The following is a 17,712-nucleotide window of genomic DNA, read 5'->3' on the forward strand; positions in this document are numbered from 1 at the left end:
AACAACTCATTGGCATACTATTAAACTATTGTTATTTATAAATGAGTAGACGATTAGGCAAGTGCTCATTCAAGTCTTTGATGATCACTAAATCAATCCAAATAAATGCATGATTGGAAAGACAAAAAGCAAACTATCAAAACGATCTAGTATCCCGCCATGCCCTGGTAAGATATTCCCAGAATCTTTGACATCGTAGTGACGTTTGATCGAAGATTCAACGAGATCACCAAATTGTCCCACGATCGATAAGAGCATCGTTACAAGGAGCATGAAGAACAGCCCATGTCCAAATAATTCTTTGGCTGGATAGAACAAGAAGTACAACAAAGCAACGACTAATGCACTAGCAATACCACCTAATGCTCCTTCGATTGTTTTATTCGGTGAAACATCTGGACTTAACTTATGTTTTCCGTATTGTCTTCCAACCATATAAGCACCGATATCAGTTGCCCAAACGACAAATAATCCAAAGAGCAAGACTGCCAAACCTTCTGTTCTTGCATTGACGAAATTTTGAAATCCAATACCTACATATAAACTAGTAATTACCGGGAACCCCGCTTCATCAATCGTATAGGTATTCTTTGAAATAACTGATGTCCCTAACAAGATCATGACGATCAAGTAAAAGAGCATAAACGTGCTTGTCTTCTCCGGTAAAAAGAAAAACCAACGTTCTTTTGGTAGAACTAAAATAACTGCTCCAATCGCTGATAATATTCCTTCAAAACTTAACAACGTCAAGCCCTTCATACGGAATAACTCATAGACACCGACGACTGCTAACAAAGCTGCTACAAATTCGATTGTGATTCCACCGATCCATATAATTGGTATAAATAGGACCAGGGCAATAGCAGCTGTGATCACTCGTTGCTTCATGACTGATCTCCTTCTTTCTCTGTTTTCTTCACGCCACCGAAACGACGGTCTCTGTTTTGAAATGCTGCGATTGCTTCTTCTAGATGCGCCCCATCAAAATCAGGCCACAAAGCTTTTGTGAAATACAATTCGCTGTATGCAAGTTGCCAAAGCAAGAAGTTACTAATTCTTTCTTCCCCACTTGTTCGAATAACCAATTCAGGATCCCGCCATTCGGTTGGCAAAAAACCAGTCATGAGATGATCTGCAATCAGTTCTTCGTCAATAGCTTCAATCGCAGTTTCTTCATTTTTGACTTCTTCAGCAATTTTTTTGACTGCTGTCACAATCTCTGCTCTGCTTCCATAATTCAAAGCAAAGTTAAGGATCATTCCAGTATTATCTTTTGTTTGCTCAATTGCTCGACGAACAGCATCTTGTGTATGTTCAGGTAATACTTCTTCATAGCCCATAACACGAACCTGAACGTTTTCTTTGATCAATTCTGGAACAAATGTATCAAAAAAATCCACTGGAAGTTGCATCAAAAAACGGACTTCATCTTTTGGTCGTTTCCAATTTTCTGTTGAAAAAGCATAGAGGGTTAAAACTTTCACACCTAAACGAGAAGCTTGTTTGGTTACTTTTTTAACTGTCTCCATCCCTTCTTTATGTCCAGCAACTCGAGGTAAACGTCGATTTTGGGCCCAACGACCATTTCCGTCCATAATGATTGCGATATGCTGAGGAATGGGACCTTCAGCCGCAAAATGAAAATCACTTTTTTCTTGAATATACTTGTTTTTTTGCGGAAAAAAACGTAACATTCTTTTTCCTCCTATACTTAAAAGTTACCACTATCTTTAGTATTATATCAATTTATCACGTGATTTCCTATGCTGGATTACTTTTTTTAGTTATTTCTACGACTTTTTTCTTATTTTTTAACTTTTGCTATAAAAAAAGCCTAGGACAAGAAATCGTCCAAGGCTTTTTAGTAGGTGTAAAAATACATAAACGGCATTGATAAAAGACTGATTCTACCAAGCTTTATGATTAAACTTCCAGTAATTCTTGTTCTTTGTCACTAGCGATTTTATCTACTTCTTTGATGCTTTCATCGGTTAGTTTTTGTACTTCTTTTTCTAATCCACGTAGATCATCTTCTGTGATATCGCCATTTTTTTGTTGTTTTTTGTATTCATCAATTGCATCACGACGAATGTTACGAACAGCGATTTTCGCATTTTCTGCTTCTTTTTTTACATCTTTTGCTAATTCTTTACGACGTTCTTCAGTTAATTGAGGAATAATTAAACGAATGACATTCCCATCATTGGTTGGACTGATTCCAATATCACTTGCCATAATTGCTTTTTCAACATCTTGTAAAATGCTCTTATCAAATGGAGTGATCATTAAAACACGTGCTTCCGGGATTTGGATTGAAGCCATTTGGTTCAAAGGTGTTGGTGCACCATAATAATTAACTGTGATTCGATCAAGTAAACTTGCATTGGCACGTCCTGCACGAATTTGTCCAAGCTCACGTTGTAAATTTTGTGCTGCTTTTTGCATCTTTTCTTTTGCTTCTGTCATAATTGCATCTGCCATTTTTTATTTCCCCCTTACAGTTGTTCCGATATTTTCGCCTAAGATTGCACGACGGATATTTCCATGTTCATTTAAATTAAAGACAAGCAATGGGATGTCATTGTCCATGCTTAGTGAGCTAGCGGTAGAGTCCATTACCTGCAACCCTTTTGCAATCACTTCTAAATGAGTCAATTCTTCAAATTTCACAGCATTTGAATCTAATTTTGGATCAGCTGAATAAACACCATCAACATTGTTTTTAGCCATTAAAATAACATCAGCGCCAATCTCAGCTGCGCGTAATGCTGCAGTGGTGTCTGTTGAAAAGTATGGATTCCCAGTTCCACCTGCAAAAATCACGATTCGGCCTTTTTCTAAATGACGTTCTGCTTTTCTGCGAATATATGGTTCAGCAATTTGTCGCATTTCGATTGATGTTTGGACACGTGTTGGCACACCAACATTTTCCAAAGTATCTTGCAACGCTAAAGCATTCATTACAGTTGCCAGCATCCCCATGTAATCAGCTTGAGCACGTTCCATTCCCATCTGAGCACCGATTTGTCCGCGCCAAATATTGCCGCCGCCTACCACGATTGCCATTTCAACGCCTAATTCGTGTACTTCTTTGATTTCTTGGATGATTTCTTTAATAACAGGCGGTTTGATTCCAAAGCCTTCATTCCCAGCTAAAGCTTCTCCACTTAATTTTAAGACAACACGCTGATATTTCGGTGTGACCATGTTCATTCCTCCAATATTTTCTATTGCTATTTTACCATATTCAGGTAATTTAGCCACTAAAAGTCTAACTATTTGTACCTATGCCTAAAAAAAAGAGCTGTGACATACGTCGCTGCTCCTTTTTAATTCCAAATAAGCATACTATCTAATGTTGATCCAACATTTAAAAAGTGACTCGCAAAATGAATCAACATTAGATAACATATACTCAATTTTCAGAATTATTTTTTCACTTGGTTCATAACTTCTTCAACAAAGTTGTCTTCGCGTTTTTCGATTCCTTCGCCAACTTCAAAGCGTACAAAAGTTTTCACTGTAGCACCTTTAGAAGCAACATATTTTTCAACAGTCATATCAGGATCTTTAACGAATGGTTGGTCAACCAAAGCGATTTCTGCTTTAAATTTCTTCAAGCGTCCTTCTACCATTTTTTCAACGATATTAGCAGGCTTACCTTCGTTTAAAGCTTGTTCTGTAAGAACAGTTTTTTCATGTTCTAATTCAGCTTCAGGAATTTGAGTTTCGTTTACATAGCGAGGATTGATTGCAGCTACGTGCATAGCAACGTCTCTTGCTACAGATTCATCAGTTGTTTCATCTAAAACAGTCAATACAGCGATACGTCCGCCCATGTGTAAGTAACCACCGAAAGCAGCGTTATCTTCTTTTTCAACTACTTCAAAACGACGGAAGCTGATTTTTTCTCCGATTACTTGTGTTGCTTCGATCAAGTCAGATTCGATCGTACCTTTTTCTGTTTTGATCTTCATTGCAGCTTCCATGTCTGCAGGTTTGTTTTCTGCAACAAGTTCAGCGATTTCTTTCACTAGATCTTGGAACATTTCGTTTTTAGAAACAAAGTCTGTTTCTGAGTTAACTTCAACGATTGCTGCAGTATTTCCTTTGATTGCTACTGAAGCTAATCCTTCAGCTGCAATACGATCATTTTTCTTAGCTGCTTTAGCCATTCCTTTTTCACGTAAAAGATCTACTGCTTTTTCCATATCGCCTTCTACTTCAACTAATGCTTTTTTCGCATCCATCATACCTACGCCTGTCATTTCGCGTAGTTCTTTTACCATTTTAGCTGTTACGTCTGCCATTATTGTATCCTCCTATAGTTTCTTTTTAAAAAAAGCTGTTTCAAAGGAGAGTGAGGCTTGTCGCCTAGCCTTTGAAACAGCTCCATCATTTAAAAATTATTCTGCTGAAGTGTTGTCGCCTTCTACAACGTCAACGATTTCTTCGATTGAAGTAGCATTGTTTTCTACTACAAAGTCTTCTTCAACTACTTGGTCTTCCCCTTGGTTACCTTCGATAAATGCATCAGCCATTTTTGAAGTAATCAATTTAACGGCACGGATTGCATCGTCATTTGAAGGGATAACTACGTCGATTTCGTCTGGGTCGCAGTTTGTATCAACCATAGCTACGATTGGGATATTTAATTTATGCGCTTCTTGAACAGCAATGCGCTCTTTACGTGGGTCAACGATGTACATTACATCTGGAATTCTTGGCATATCAGCGATACCACCCAAGAATTTTTCAAGACGTTCACGTTGTTTGTTCAAACCAGCAACTTCTTTTTTAGGTAGAACTTCAAAAGTTCCATCTTCTTCCATTGCATTGATTTGTTTCAAACGGCTGATACGTTTTTGGATTGTATCCCAGTTAGTCAATGTTCCACCTAACCAACGATGGTTTACAAAGTATTGTCCAGCACGTGTTGCTTCATCTTTGATTGCTTCTTGTGCTTGTTTTTTCGTACCTACGAATAAAGCTACGCCGCCTTCTTCTGCAACGCTCTTCATGTAGTCATAAGCTGCATCTACTAACTTAACAGTTTTTTGTAAGTCGATGATGTAGATTCCGTTTCTTTCTGTGAAGATATATTTCTTCATTTTTGGGTTCCAGCGACGAGTTTGGTGACCAAAATGTACGCCGGCTTCTAGTAATTGTTTCATTGAAATTACTGCCATTTTTGTTTCCTCCGATTTGGTTTTTATTTTTCCTCTTCCTGTCTTTTACCTCGCTGACAAACTTTTTCAAGCACCTATCAACGATCCAACAGGAATGTGGATTTATTGATACAAAAAGCATCTTCAAACATTATACAAGTAACCTACCTGTATAGCAATAGCTAAAGAGACATTCTTGCTCAACATTCAATATTTTACCTGACTTGCTAGTAAATATCAAGAGAAATCTCTAGTTGCCTCTGCATTTATTCTCATCTTTTATGCTTTACTCTCTCATTAACAAATGATCATAATTCCTAGAGTTATCTCATAAATCAGAATAATATTGGGCAACTCGATTTTTTTTTGATATGATACATGTGAAATCTTTCGTAAAGGAGAAAGAATATGCGTAAATCTGAGCGACATTTACTTATTAAACAAGTGATCGGGGAATTTACGATCCGTACACAAGAAGAACTCTTGGCCAAACTGGAGGATTATGGTGTGACAGCGACACAAGCTACGATTTCCAGAGATATTCGTGACTTAAAAATCGTAAAAGTACCAGATGAAAATGGCGTTTCCCATTTTGTTCTTTTTCAAGGAAAAAAAGGACTCGAAGCAAAAACAGATGATGAAAAACGGTTAGTCCAAATGATCGAAGACATCGTGTTAAAAGTGGAACGGGTCCATTTTCTGACGGTCGTCCATACCTTACCAGACAACGCACATCTTTTCGCTGCCGTTTTAGACGATATCAAACCACCTCATATCGTCAGTACGATTGCCGGGTTCGATACAACCATTATCATTTCCAAAGATGAAGAAGAAGCAAAATTGGTGGAAGCCTTCTTACATGCTCCCAAAGAAACAACACTTTTTTAAGCCAACTAAATTTAATCAACGCAACATGAATCAATGAATGGATGATATCTGTCCCAATCACTTCTATATAAAATAAACCGCCCCTCACGAAAGCTACTATTATAAGTAAGCCTTTCGTAAGGGACGGTTTATTTGTGTACGTTACTTTTCTTACATTTTATCTGGTGCGTGTAAGCCAAGCAAACGTAAATCTTCTTTTAACAAGACTGTTACAGCATAAACTAATGCTAAACGCGCTTCTTTTTGGTCATCTTCAACTAAAATTTTAGTATGTGCATAATATTTATTAAATGCTTGAGCTAACTTGATTGCATGTTTCGCAATAATAGACGGTTCGTATTTTTCACCTGCTTGTAAAACAGTTTCTGGGTATTTTTGAATCAATTTTACAACTTCCCAGCTGTTTTCATCATTCAAGGCGTATTCTTGATCTGTCGATGGCGTAAAGTCGGCTTTTGCTAACAAGCTGACAGCACGAGCATGTGTATATTGTACATAAGGTCCTGTTTCACCTTCGAAACGTACAACTTCTTCTAAATTAAAGTCAAATGTATTTAGGCGATCGTTTTTTAAATCATGGAAGATAACTGCGCCAACACCGACTTGTTTAGCTACCACATCTTTATTTTCTAAATCAGGATTTTTCTCACTGATCTGTTCTTTAGCAGAGTCAATGGCTTCATTTAGCACTTCTTCAAGTAAAACAATTTTCCCTTTACGTGTTGATAGTTTTTTACCACCTTGAGTAATCAATCCGAATGGGATGTGATGCATATCATCTGACCAATCAAAGCCTAATTCTTTAAGAACAGCTTTCAATTGTTTGAAGTGATAACTTTGTTCGTTTCCGACAACATACAATGATTGTTTAAAATCATAGGTGCGTTTGCGGTAAAGAGCTGCTGCTAAATCACGAGTGATATAAAGTGTTGCACCATCTGATTTCTTGATCAACGCTGGGTTCAAATCATAAGCTGATAAGTCAACGATTTCAGCACCTTTATCTGCTTGCAATAAATGTTTTTCTTCTAAAAGTTCTACGATTTCATCCATTTTATCGTTATAGAAAGCTTCACCATTTAAAGAATCAAAACGAACTTCTAATAGATCGTAGATTTTATTGAACTCTTTCATAGATTCGTCGCGGAACCATTGCCATAATTCAATGGCTTCTTTGTCGCCTTCTTCCAAACGTTTAAACCATGAACGTGCTTCATCATTCAATTCTGGTTCTGTTTCAGCCACTTCATGGAATTGAACATACAGACGCAACAATTCATTGATTGGTTCAGAACGTACTGCTTCTTCTGAACCCCATTTTTTATAAGCCACAATCAGTTTCCCAAACTGTGTGCCCCAATCTCCTAAATGATTGATACGAATCGGGTTGTAGCCTAATTTTTCCATGATAAATCCGATGGAGTTCCCGATAACTGTAGAACGCAAATGCCCCATTGAAATCGGCTTTGCAATATTAGGAGAAGACATATCGATTGGTACGTTTCCGTTATTTCCGATGGAGCTGTCGCCATAATGTTCTTTTTCTTTCACGACAGAAGCCAAAACTTCTTTACTGATCATCGCTTTATTCATAAAGAAGTTTAAGTAAGGACCAACCACTTCGATTTTTTCAAAGTTTGTTGAATCGATTTTTTCTGCTAGGTCAGCTGCAATTTGTTGAGGGGCTTTTCGATAGATTTTCGCTAATGAAAAGGCAGGAAAGGCTACATCCCCATGGTCTGCAGATTTTGGATTTTCTAATAGTTTTTCTACTTGTTCCATTGTAAGATCGTCTTTGACAACGTCATAGATCGCTTTTGATACAATATCTTTGTTATTCATTTACATTCCTCCTATAAATACTTTTGTTTGCTGAAAACAAAAAAATCTCTAGTGATCATAGATAACTATGATCACTAGAGACGAGATATCCCGCGGTACCACTCCAGTTGTCCTATTTGCTAGGACCAGCTTCATCTGATATCGGTTGATAGCCGTCTGTCTTAGACAGAGTTCTCCAAGTGCGCTTCATTGTATCCTCTCGTTTGGCTTTCACCACACCCAAACTCGCTTTGATCAAGTAAATACAATTACTCTCTTGTTCAACAAACTATGAAATTATTATATTAATTGAATTATAGCAGAAAAAAAAACTGCTGGCTAGGGATTTCTTATAAAAAATGTCCAGAAGGTCTAAAGGAGAAGAAATACCAACTGGACACTTTTTAACATAGTTCATTTCCTAAGAAAAAGAATTCTTAGTTATCCGCTACGATGATCGTTCCTTCTTCAGATGCGAGAAGGTTCTCGATATTTTCTAAAGAAGTAATAATCGCTTTAGCTTTTGGTTTTGCCTCAACAAAGGCAATTGCCGCTTCGACTTTTGGCAGCATACTTCCTGGTGCAAATTGATTTTCATCAATGTATTGCTTCATTTCTGAAACTGAAACAGTTTCTAGTTTCTTTTGATCTGGTTTTTGATAATTTACATAAACATTATCTACTCCAGTTAAAACGATCAATAGATCTGCATCGATAATTTCCGCTAATTTTTCAGAAGCAAAATCTTTATCGATGACCGCTTCTCTACCTTCTAAGCCAGTTGCCGTTTCCACAACAGGAATTCCGCCACCACCAACAGAGACTGTAATCACGCCTTGTTCTACTAGCGTTTCAATCACTCGTGCTTCTTTAATTGAAATTGGTTTAGGAGAAGCCACTACTTTACGCCAGCCACGACCAGCATCTTCTTTAAAGGTTACTGTTGAATCAGCTTTCATTTGTTCATTGGCTTCTTCTTCGGTATAGAATGGTCCTACTGGTTTGCTTGGGTTTTTAAATGATGGATCGTTTTCATCAACGATGACTTGCGTAACAAGTGAAACCACATCTTTATCGATGCCTTTTTCTTTCAATACTTCACCCATTGCATTTTGTAACCAATACCCAATTGATCCTTCTGTCATTGCAACACAAGTATCTAAAGGCATCGCTGGTGTCTTTTCTGAGTCAGCTGCTTGTTGTTGGATCAGCAAATTTCCTACTTGTGGTCCATTCCCGTGAGAAATGATCAACTCATCCCCTTGTTCAATGAATTTTACTAAGTATTTTGCTGTTTCCATCAATGCCTCTTGTTGTGCTTTTGCACTTGCATCTGTTGATAAAATCGCATTACCACCTAATGCGACAACTACTTTACGATTTGCCATATTTGTCTTCCTTTCTCCAGAGAGTTCTGAATTTTCTCAATGACAAAACAAGCCAGCCCATGATGAGGTCCATTAAAGCTGACTCGTTTTGTTCTTGAGATGAATGTGATTAACCGTTACACACGAGGAATAAACAAGTTACCAAGTGTTGCTGCCATGATCGCTTTGATTGAATGCATGCGGTTTTCTGCTTGGTCGAATTGACGTGCATATTTACTGCGGAAGACTTCATCAGTAACTTCCATCTCAGTAATGCCGAAGCGTTCTTTCATTTGTTCACCATAGATTGTGTTAGTATCATGGAATGCTGGTAAGCAATGTAAGAAAATCAAACGGTCAGTATTGTGCGTTTTTTCGATCATTTCCATGTTGATTTGGTAAGGTTTCAACAATTTGATTCGTTCTTCAAATTTATCTTCTTCACCCATTGATACCCAAACATCTGAATAAAGTACGTCAGCACCGTCAACACCTTTATCCACGTCATCAGTGATCATTAATTGTGCACCAGATTTAGCAGCAAATTCTTCTGCCATTTTAACGATTTCTTCTTCTGGTTGTAATTCTTTTGGTGCTACGATACGCATGTTTGCACCTAAAATAGCCCCAGTCACAAGTAAAGAGTTCGCCATGTTGTTACGTCCGTCACCACAATATGCCACTGTGATTCCTTCAACTGTTCCAAAGTTTTCTTGGATTGTTAAGAAATCTGCGATCATTTGTGTTGGATGCCATTCATCTGTTAAACCATTCCATACTGGAACACCAGAAAATTCTGCTAGTTCTTCCACCATTTTTTGGCTAAAGCCGCGGAACTCAATTCCGTCAAACATTCGACCTAATACTTTAGCTGTATCTTCTGTTGATTCTTTTTTACCTAATTGGATATCATTGGCACCTAGATATTCAGGATGCGCACCTAAATCGATTGCTGCAGTTGTAAAAGCTGCACGTGTACGAGTAGACGTTTTTTCAAATAAAAGTGCAATGTTTTTACCTTCTAAGTAGTGATGTGGAATGCCACGTTTTTTCAAATCTTTTAAGTGCTCAGAAAAATCGATTAGATATTGTAATTCTTCTTTTGTAAAATCTTTTTCTGCTAATAAACTTCTTCCTTGAAATACTGACTCTTTCATAACTAAAATTCTCCTTTAGGTTGTTTGTTTTTGTTTTAAAGAGGAAATCTAGTGGCAGCTGACAGTTAGACTGCCACTAGCATTCATATTATTTTAAATCTTCACGTACTAATGGTTGGCTCATGCAACGTGGACCACCACGACCGCGTGACAACTCACTTGAATTGATTTCCAATACTTTGATGCCATAGCTACGTAATAATTCATTGGATACATAGTTACGGTTGTACGTTACGACAACACCTGGTGCGATTGCCAGAGTATTAGAACCATCATTCCATTGTTCACGAGGAGCAACGATCGCATCGCCATTACCAGTTGGGATCAAGACTAAATCATCTAAACCTAACGCAGCTTTTAATGACGCTTGTAAGTCATCAGAATGGGCGATCTTGATGTCATCGCCTGCTTGTTCGATCGTAAAGACATCCATTTTTCCTTCTTTACTTTGGATTGCTGGATGGATCGTGAATTTATCATGATCAACCATTGTAAACACAGTATCTAAATGCATCATTGCTCGATTGTTAGGAATCTTGATTGCTAGGACTTTTTCAAAGCCTGCATGTTTAGCAAATAAATTACGTGCTAATTTTTCGATTGCTTTAGCGCTTGTTCGTTGTGAGATACCTACAGCGACGACTTTGTCACTTAGGATTAATTCATCTCCACCTTCGATGTGATCAGGGTTTTCACGATCTAACCATACTTCAACCCCTTTGTTCGCAAAACGTGGGTGATGTTTCAAGATGTATTCAGTAAACATTGATTCACGACGACGTGCTTCAAATGTCATCATGTTAACAGTCATCCCATTTCCCATTGATGCAGAAGGATCACGTGTAAAGTAAAGGTTTGGCATTGGGTCCATATAGAATGGATAGTCGTCATCTGAAGAAAGATCATACAGACTGTTTGAACGAACTGAAATATCTTTCGTGCGGACACCCGCCATAATTTTATCTACCATTTCTTGGGTTTCCATTGATAGAAGGAACTCATGAAGACCATCTCTTACAGCAGAAGATGCAATGTGGGATTCGTCTAACATTTTATTTAAAAATTGTTCTTTGACATTGCCGGCATCAATTGCTTCTGCAGCTAATTTTTCTAGATATAAAGTTTCGACGCCTTCATCTTGCAATGTCTTTGCAAAATAGTCATGCTCTTCTTGTGCGATTGGCAGATATGGAATATCATCAAACAACAGACGGTCCATAATATCTGGTGTTAAATTTTCCACTTCTTGTCCAGGTCGTTTCAATAAAACTGTCTTTAACTTCCCTATCTCAGAGAAAACGTGAATAGGTTTATCCATGTTGTGTTGCCTCCTTCGTTTTGATTACATACATAGAATACCGCCTTTTTGTAACCACTTTCATAATTTCTTCTCATCTAAAACGAGAGCAATTTCACATTATTAGAAGACAATTAAATAAATAAACGTTTTTACATTTTTTATTAACTTTTATCACTTTTTTTATACTGAAAACTCTCTCAAAAAAATATTTATTCATTAAAAAATTATTTTTGAATATTTTCTTTTTCGATATTTCACAAGGTTGATAGCGCTTGCTTTATGTAATAATTGTGTTTTTTATACAAAAATACCAATCATTAAAAAGAATTATGCAATCTATCCGTATAAATTATTCATAATAACAAAAAAGACTGATCACAAAGAATAAAATTGCTTTTTTAACCATGATTTTTCTTCTAGGTTAAAACTTTACATTTAAGCCAAAACCAGTCACAATATAGTATGTAGCTGAAAGTAAGGAGTGGGAGTTTTATGCGTATAAATAGAATTGATTATCATTTTTCAAAGTTACGCTATCAACCTGATTTTGAAAACTTTACTGACGAGGAATTTGAGCTCATTAAAGAGCATACGATCCTTCGTTCTTATAAAAAAGGACAAATTTTATTTGATGAAGGAGATGAACGACAACGTCTCTACATTTTAACATCAGGATTGGTTCGTCTAGAACGATATGATGAAAGTGCTACTTATTATTATTATGATTATGTCAATCCAAATAACCTTTTCCCAATGTCTGGTATTTTTGAAGAAGGAATTTATTCATACACTGCTCAAGCAATGACAGACATCGAAACTTTCTCTTTCCCAGTATCTTGTTATGAAAAAATTGCGAAAAACAATCCAAAACAATTACTCTATATGATCCATAAAATCTCAAAAGTAGTAGCGATGCACGAACTGCGGATACAGATCGGTTTAACTTCTAGCGCTTTTGATCGAGTGAAACAAAACTTATTCATTTTAAAAGAAGAGCTTGGCATACCAACCACAGATGGCCATGTCGAAATTCCATACCCTATCACACTAAAAGAATTAGCGGTTAATAGTGGGACAACGAGAGAGACTGCTGGACAAGTAATCAAACAGTTAAAAGATTCTGGTTTATTAGATTACCAAAAGAAACGGTTTACTTTTTGTAAAACTGCTGTGACGCCTGCTTTAAGAGAATAAAAAAGCATACTAAGATGAGGCTGTCCTTATCTTAGTATGTTTTATTTTTTGTCTAAGCCTGATTTATTTGTAAAGGAAACAAAGAAACCTATTCATCCTTGTTTGCGGTGCTGATGCCAAAATAGGAGGTGTCTAGGAATCATTATCGCTATTAGTGGTTTCAAGACATACAGATAATGAACTTTAGCAACCTGTAATTCTTTGAAATTACGATATTTCAACCGACTTTCCCCAAGGCGATTTTTCCAGGAAATTTTTTTATAATACTCTTTATCTTGATAGTAATAAACTAAGTTTTCTTGTAAATTATAACCTTTGTGTCCCTTCGCATATAACCGCATATATAGGTCATAATCTTGTCCTCTAACAGTATCTTTTGAAACTCGATAACCCGCTACAGATTCTAAGATGTGTTTTCTAAACATAGCCGATGGATTGATGAACGGACTCGTTTTCAAGAGATCTTTTATTTCAGGTCGTTCTTTGACCACCCGTTCACCATAGACACCCTCTTGGTCCCATAAATAGGCATTACTGCCAACAAAACCAAATTCTGGATGAGCCTCCAAAAACGCTACTTGCTTTGCCATACGTTCCACGTGACAATAATCATCGTCATCTAGTTGCATAATGTAGTTCCCCCGTGCATGTTTGATTGCCTGGTTGCGAGTATAAGCACTTTTAGAATTTCTAGCGTTTTGATAGATTCTGATACGTTGATCTTGTTTTTTTAATTTCGTTAAAAGTTCCCAAGTATGATCTGTTGATCGATCATCGACAATAATGATTTCAAAATCTTGATAGCTTTGTCTTAGTACAGAATTGACTGCTCGCTCAATCGATTTTTCTGCATTGAAAGTGGGGATAATCACACTAATCATTTGACTGCTCCTTTTTTCCATTTACTAGAGATCCCTGTTCTTTCACAACGAGTAAACCTACTAAGATCCATAGTAATCGTGAATTTTGTAAAGAAATACTAAAAGAAAAAATAATATTCGCTAATATTAAGAGACACAGCAACCATTTTTTCAGCATTAATTTTCTGACAAACTGACCAAATACCAACAACATTCCCATCATCGTTGGGACTATTCCCCATTCAACAGCTATTTGTAAAAAAGTATTATGAGCAATCGTCGGGCTTCCACTAACTGATAAAGCAACTGAAGAGTAGTCAACGAAACCGATACCCATGAAATGAGTCCGCGTTAACAAAAGTTGTGCTGTTTTCCAAGCTTCTGTTCTACCGGAACCTCCAGCAACGATTGCGCCATAAAAATTAGTGAAGACTCCCTCAAATCGGACAAATTGCGGAATGGAAAGAAAACGTACAATTAAATTACTTACATAATCAGCAAAAAGAAAATGCGTACCGATAATCAATACACTCGCTGTCATGATTGTCATTACAAGATGTTTGACGTTGATATTTTTCCTAAATAATTTTTGAATTAGAAATAACAAATTGATTACTAAAAACGCTACAACCCCTGTTTTGGAAGCAGATAACAAAATACAGAATGTATAACCCATGAATGCAATCAGGTTCTTCCACTTACCTTTAAATGGTCTTAAGTACCAGATACAGTAGCCACATGTTTGAAGATAAGCAAAATAGTTAGGATCATTCATGAATCCTTTCAAACGTAGATCACCGAACAAAACAAATGATTTCAAACTTGCTGGAGCTACTAGAAAAATGAACATACTAAGACAGCCAAAAAAAGTGTTCCGACTTTTACCCCAGATAAAAAATCTTTTTTCAACTCTGGATTTATATGAAGGATCGAGATCGTTAGAATCAAATAAAGGAGATTGACGAAAAATTTTTGTCCCGTCATGATGACTGAAAAAAGCGAAACAGAAGTATCCACCCATGAACTTAACAATATCGTGGACAATAACCGCCAACAAATAACCCCAATAAAAAATAGTACTAATTGTTTACTGAACACCACTTTTTTCATTAGTAGAAGGTAGCCAACTAATAGCACCATAAATACATCACTTATTGACATATTGATCCCGAAAAAAACACGCGAAATACAGAGTGTAAATCCCAATAAGTAAAATAACCTTCCTAAAATTTTTTGGTTGCTTTTCGTTAATTCATCAATTGATGAGTACCCATGTGCTTCAATTGTTTTCATTTTCTATCTCCCCGTGCGCCTTTAACAGCAAAAATTCACTGATTGATTTATTTTTCCAACCATCATTTCTATCTTTCCTTCATTCATTAGAAGCATTTGCAAACGCTATAACTTTCTTAGCTGCTTCGCTTTCATCTTCTGGTAACTGTTCAATTAGCTGGGTGACTTCTTTTAAAGAAAAGCCTTTAATGTCCCCAACAAAAATCTTCTCAAAAATTTGCGTTTCTTTCTTTTCTTTTTCTAATAGCAATTCTTCATATAATTTTTCCCCAGGACGTATCCCTGTTTCAACAATCTCGATATCTTCTTCTGTATAACCACTCAAATGGATCATATTCTTAGCTAGATCCACGATCTTGATCGGCTTATCCATATCCAAAACAAAAATTTCTCCTCCCTTAGCCAATGCACCTGATTGAATAACTAATCTGCTCGCTTCAGGGATCGTCATGAAGTAGCGGGTCATCCGAAAATCGGTGACAGTGATCGGCCCCCCTCTTAAAATCTGTTCTTTAAACAGTGGAATAACACTCCCTCTAGAGCCAAGTACATTCCCGAAACGGACAGCCGAAAACTTGGTCTCACCAGATTGGTTCAGACTTGTGATTAACATTTCTGCGATTCTTTTTGTTGCTCCCATCACATTTGGCGGGCGATTTGCTTTATCAGAAGAAATCATCACAAAGTTCTTAACATGATTTTTTTTAGCTGCTTCCGCCACATTTTTTGTTCCGTTAATATTATTCTTAATTGCTTCTGTGGGATTATATTCCATCAGCGGAACGTGCTTATGTGCGGCTGCATGATAAACAATCGTGGGATGGTATTTTTCCATCAAATAAAAGATGCGTTCTCTATCTTGAATATCAGCAATGATTGGTAGAATCTCTACTTTCCTCTGAGGATCTAATGTAGTTAATTCTCGATGAATCGAATAAATCGAATTTTCTCCATGTCCAAGTAAAATCAACTTTGCTGGTTCAAATGCCAAAACTTGCCGACAAATCTCTGAACCAATCGAGCCCCCAGCCCCAGTTACTAAAATCGTTTGTCCTTCTAATTGATGGCTGATACTTTCTAGGTCAAGGGAAACTTCCTCTCTTCCTAATAGATCGATCACATCTACTTCTTTTAATTGCGAAACATTGATTTTTCCGGTAGCTACTTCTTCAAAAGAGGGAACCATATTTACCTTGATATTCTTATTTTCAATGGATTGAACAAGCTGTTGGATCTTCTTTTTTGGTAACGAAGGAATCGCTATCGTAACCATATTGATACGGAATGTCTGGATCAATTGATTTATTTCACGGGTATTTCCCAGTACTTTTTTACCTAAAAGATAAGTTCCCCATTTGTTACAATCATCATCGACAAAGCCCACAACTTCAATATTATTCACAATTTGAGAACCTAAAAAACTTTGATACAGTAATTGTCCACCCTCTCCAGCACCAATGATCAAGATTCGTACTTTTTTTTCATTCGAACGACCATTTTTATTTTTCAATTCAACCCAGACCCGCCAGCCTAACCGACTACTAGCAATCAATAAAAGTGCCATTATGTAAGAAAAAACAACTAATCGCAAACTAATCTGGTACATGAGCTCCTGGTTAAACAAGTAAAACAAAGGAAAAATTGAAAATAACATAAAAGTGAGTGCCGCAAAGATCCCTAACAACTCATTAAGATTCGTATAACGATTGATTCTTGTAAATACTTTAAAGATCCCACCATAGAACAGATAACAAACAACTGATGAAATGAGTGTTATTGCCAAATAATCTCTATTGATGATAACAAATGGAACCATAAATATAAAACTGATGTAATTAGCAAGTATGATCAGAAAACTATCGAGTAGCACCAAACTAATCGCTTTGATTTTTCTAGTTGGTTTAATCAATAAATCACCTTCTTTAGTACTTGATATGCACGATCTTGATCAACATTTTCTTTCAATCATTTTAACACACCATCTACTACCTCAATAATAGTAGTTGATATCTTTCGACTTCTTTACTCCATTATAGACAATCCCTAAGATATTTGCCTGAGCGATCGTCAATAGTTCCTTTGCTTTGAACAATTCTTGCTTTAGCGTTTTTCGTTCTCTCACGACAATGATTGTACCATCTGTTTTTGAAGCTAGTATCTGTGCATCCGTCACAGGCACAACAGGTGGTAAATCAAAAATAATCAAATCAAAATTTACGCTTAATTCATCAATGATTTCATTCATTCGGCTTGACTCGAGTAATTCAGAAGGATTGGGAGGTTTTGGTCCACTGGTCATTGTCCACAAATGTGCAATATTTGTTTCATGAATGAATACGAAAGCTGATTCATTTCTTTTTTTTAACAGGTTAGTTAGTCCGTCACTGTTCGAGGTTGAACGAAATGTACTTTCTACACTTGGCTTTCTTAAATCTGCATCAATTAGGAGTGTTTTCTTCCCGCTATTTGCAAAAACAATCGCTAGATTCGCTGAAACAGTTGACTTCCCTTCCTCTGGACCTGCTGAAGTAACGACGATTGTCTTTATATCCTGATCAAATGAGCTAAATTGGATATTTGATCGAACCGTTCGATACTGTTCAGAGATCATGGACGATTGTTTACTAGCACTAATCAGAGGAACACCCTTTTTTTTCATATTAT

Annotated in this window: 17 protein-coding genes and 1 other annotated feature; of the genes, 2 read left to right on the plus strand and 15 right to left on the minus strand. The window is 36.7% G+C overall.

Annotation, left to right across the window (positions count from 1 at the left end; all coding sequences use genetic code 11):
- Positions 1–87 precede the first annotated feature (87 nt).
- The 6 genes from IGJ32_RS07800 to rpsB all read right to left on the minus strand — a co-directional run bounded on the left by IGJ32_RS07800 (position 88) and on the right by rpsB (position 5,189).
- Positions 88–888 (minus strand): phosphatidate cytidylyltransferase, encoded by an 801-nt coding sequence (locus tag IGJ32_RS07800; protein ID WP_010718875.1) that lies wholly within the window; start codon positions 886–888, stop codon positions 88–90.
- Positions 885–1,694, minus strand: coding sequence for an isoprenyl transferase (locus IGJ32_RS07805; RefSeq protein ID WP_010718874.1), 810 nt, complete (start codon positions 1,692–1,694; stop codon positions 885–887). Before IGJ32_RS07805 ends, IGJ32_RS07800 begins: the two co-directional genes overlap by 4 nt.
- 229 nt (positions 1,695–1,923) lie before the next feature.
- Entirely contained in the window at positions 1,924–2,481 is a 558-nt protein-coding gene (frr, locus tag IGJ32_RS07810; protein ID WP_010718873.1) for a ribosome recycling factor, read from the minus strand.
- Positions 2,482–2,484: 3 nt separating this feature from the next.
- Positions 2,485–3,207: a UMP kinase gene (gene pyrH, locus IGJ32_RS07815; protein ID WP_010718872.1), complete on the minus strand. Its 723-nt coding sequence runs from the start codon at positions 3,205–3,207 to the stop codon at positions 2,485–2,487.
- A gap of 221 nt (positions 3,208–3,428) precedes the next feature.
- Entirely contained in the window at positions 3,429–4,310 is an 882-nt protein-coding gene (gene tsf / locus IGJ32_RS07820; RefSeq protein ID WP_430610358.1) for a translation elongation factor Ts, read from the minus strand.
- A 96-nt stretch (positions 4,311–4,406) separates the two neighbouring features.
- A complete protein-coding gene (rpsB, locus tag IGJ32_RS07825) occupies positions 4,407–5,189 on the minus strand; it encodes a 30S ribosomal protein S2 (RefSeq protein ID WP_010718870.1) in 783 nt (260 codons plus the stop codon).
- A gap of 387 nt (positions 5,190–5,576) precedes the next feature.
- Here rpsB and IGJ32_RS07830 point away from each other — a divergent pair, with 387 nt between their 5' ends.
- Positions 5,577–6,056, plus strand: coding sequence for an arginine repressor (locus IGJ32_RS07830; RefSeq protein WP_010718869.1), 480 nt, complete (start codon positions 5,577–5,579; stop codon positions 6,054–6,056).
- 150 nt (positions 6,057–6,206) lie between these two features.
- Here IGJ32_RS07830 and argS read toward each other — a convergent pair whose 3' ends face one another.
- The 4 genes from argS to arcA form a co-directional block, all read right to left on the minus strand.
- A complete protein-coding gene (argS, locus tag IGJ32_RS07835; protein ID WP_034698338.1) occupies positions 6,207–7,898 on the minus strand; it encodes an arginine--tRNA ligase in 1,692 nt (563 codons plus the stop codon).
- A 73-nt stretch (positions 7,899–7,971) separates the two neighbouring features.
- Positions 7,972–8,171: a binding site (T-box leader), on the minus strand.
- A gap of 143 nt (positions 8,172–8,314) precedes the next feature.
- Entirely contained in the window at positions 8,315–9,265 is a 951-nt protein-coding gene (gene arcC / locus IGJ32_RS07840; protein ID WP_010718867.1) for a carbamate kinase, read from the minus strand.
- 116 nt (positions 9,266–9,381) lie between these two features.
- A complete protein-coding gene (argF, locus tag IGJ32_RS07845; RefSeq protein ID WP_010718866.1) occupies positions 9,382–10,401 on the minus strand; it encodes an ornithine carbamoyltransferase in 1,020 nt (339 codons plus the stop codon).
- Between the two features lie 88 nt (positions 10,402–10,489).
- Positions 10,490–11,719, minus strand: a complete 1,230-nt coding sequence (gene arcA / locus IGJ32_RS07850) for an arginine deiminase (protein ID WP_010718865.1) — start codon at positions 11,717–11,719, stop codon at positions 10,490–10,492.
- A 474-nt stretch (positions 11,720–12,193) separates the two neighbouring features.
- Here arcA and IGJ32_RS07855 point away from each other — a divergent pair, with 474 nt between their 5' ends.
- The gene (locus IGJ32_RS07855) at positions 12,194–12,895 is read left to right on the plus strand and encodes a Crp/Fnr family transcriptional regulator (protein ID WP_010718864.1); all 702 of its coding nucleotides are present in this window, start codon (positions 12,194–12,196) and stop codon (positions 12,893–12,895) included.
- Between the two features lie 92 nt (positions 12,896–12,987).
- Here the strand turns inward: IGJ32_RS07855 and IGJ32_RS07860 are convergent, their stop codons facing one another.
- The 5 genes from IGJ32_RS07860 to IGJ32_RS07880 all read right to left on the minus strand — a co-directional run bounded on the left by IGJ32_RS07860 (position 12,988) and on the right by IGJ32_RS07880 (position 17,707).
- The gene (locus tag IGJ32_RS07860) at positions 12,988–13,776 is read right to left on the minus strand and encodes a glycosyltransferase family 2 protein (protein WP_010718863.1); all 789 of its coding nucleotides are present in this window, start codon (positions 13,774–13,776) and stop codon (positions 12,988–12,990) included.
- The gene (locus IGJ32_RS07865) at positions 13,769–14,605 is read right to left on the minus strand and encodes an O-antigen ligase family protein (protein ID WP_430610362.1); all 837 of its coding nucleotides are present in this window, start codon (positions 14,603–14,605) and stop codon (positions 13,769–13,771) included. Before IGJ32_RS07865 ends, IGJ32_RS07860 begins: the two co-directional genes overlap by 8 nt.
- Positions 14,590–15,048 carry a hypothetical protein gene (locus IGJ32_RS07870; RefSeq protein ID WP_430610364.1) on the minus strand — a complete coding sequence of 153 codons (459 nt, stop codon included), beginning with the start codon at positions 15,046–15,048 and terminating at the stop codon, positions 14,590–14,592. Before IGJ32_RS07870 ends, IGJ32_RS07865 begins: the two co-directional genes overlap by 16 nt.
- 79 nt (positions 15,049–15,127) lie before the next feature.
- Complete coding sequence (locus IGJ32_RS07875; RefSeq protein WP_096710209.1) at positions 15,128–16,957, minus strand: polysaccharide biosynthesis protein; 1,830 nt, start codon at positions 16,955–16,957, stop codon at positions 15,128–15,130.
- Between the two features lie 81 nt (positions 16,958–17,038).
- The gene (locus IGJ32_RS07880; RefSeq protein ID WP_025480509.1) at positions 17,039–17,707 is read right to left on the minus strand and encodes a CpsD/CapB family tyrosine-protein kinase; all 669 of its coding nucleotides are present in this window, start codon (positions 17,705–17,707) and stop codon (positions 17,039–17,041) included.
- Positions 17,708–17,712: the final 5 nt, after the last annotated feature.

It is taken from the genome of Enterococcus sp. DIV1639a (assembly GCF_050530445.1).
In the GTDB taxonomy this organism is placed as follows: Bacteria; Bacillota; Bacilli; order Lactobacillales; family Enterococcaceae; genus Enterococcus_B; species Enterococcus_B hirae.

Bases quoted from the DNA above. Each gene is read 5' to 3' on its own strand.
- IGJ32_RS07800 (WP_010718875.1), bottom strand. From the start codon at position 888: ATGAAGCAACGAGTGATCACAGCTGCTATTGCCCTGGTCCTATTTATA.
- IGJ32_RS07805 (WP_010718874.1), bottom strand. From the start codon at position 1,694: ATGTTACGTTTTTTTCCGCAAAAAAACAAGTATATTCAAGAAAAAAGT.
- frr (WP_010718873.1), bottom strand. From the start codon at position 2,481: ATGGCAGATGCAATTATGACAGAAGCAAAAGAAAAGATGCAAAAAGCA.
- pyrH (WP_010718872.1), bottom strand. From the start codon at position 3,207: ATGGTCACACCGAAATATCAGCGTGTTGTCTTAAAATTAAGTGGAGAA.
- tsf (WP_430610358.1), bottom strand. From the start codon at position 4,310: ATGGCAGACGTAACAGCTAAAATGGTAAAAGAACTACGCGAAATGACA.
- rpsB (WP_010718870.1), bottom strand. From the start codon at position 5,189: ATGGCAGTAATTTCAATGAAACAATTACTAGAAGCCGGCGTACATTTT.
- IGJ32_RS07830 (WP_010718869.1), top strand. From the start codon at position 5,577: ATGCGTAAATCTGAGCGACATTTACTTATTAAACAAGTGATCGGGGAA.
- argS (WP_034698338.1), bottom strand. From the start codon at position 7,898: ATGAATAACAAAGATATTGTATCAAAAGCGATCTATGACGTTGTCAAA.
- arcC (WP_010718867.1), bottom strand. From the start codon at position 9,265: ATGGCAAATCGTAAAGTAGTTGTCGCATTAGGTGGTAATGCGATTTTA.
- argF (WP_010718866.1), bottom strand. From the start codon at position 10,401: ATGAAAGAGTCAGTATTTCAAGGAAGAAGTTTATTAGCAGAAAAAGAT.
- arcA (WP_010718865.1), bottom strand. From the start codon at position 11,719: ATGGATAAACCTATTCACGTTTTCTCTGAGATAGGGAAGTTAAAGACA.
- IGJ32_RS07855 (WP_010718864.1), top strand. From the start codon at position 12,194: ATGCGTATAAATAGAATTGATTATCATTTTTCAAAGTTACGCTATCAA.
- IGJ32_RS07860 (WP_010718863.1), bottom strand. From the start codon at position 13,776: ATGATTAGTGTGATTATCCCCACTTTCAATGCAGAAAAATCGATTGAG.
- IGJ32_RS07865 (WP_430610362.1), bottom strand. From the start codon at position 14,605: ATGTTCATTTTTCTAGTAGCTCCAGCAAGTTTGAAATCATTTGTTTTG.
- IGJ32_RS07870 (WP_430610364.1), bottom strand. From the start codon at position 15,048: ATGAAAACAATTGAAGCACATGGGTACTCATCAATTGATGAATTAACG.
- IGJ32_RS07880 (WP_025480509.1), bottom strand. From the start codon at position 17,707: ATGAAAAAAAAGGGTGTTCCTCTGATTAGTGCTAGTAAACAATCGTCC.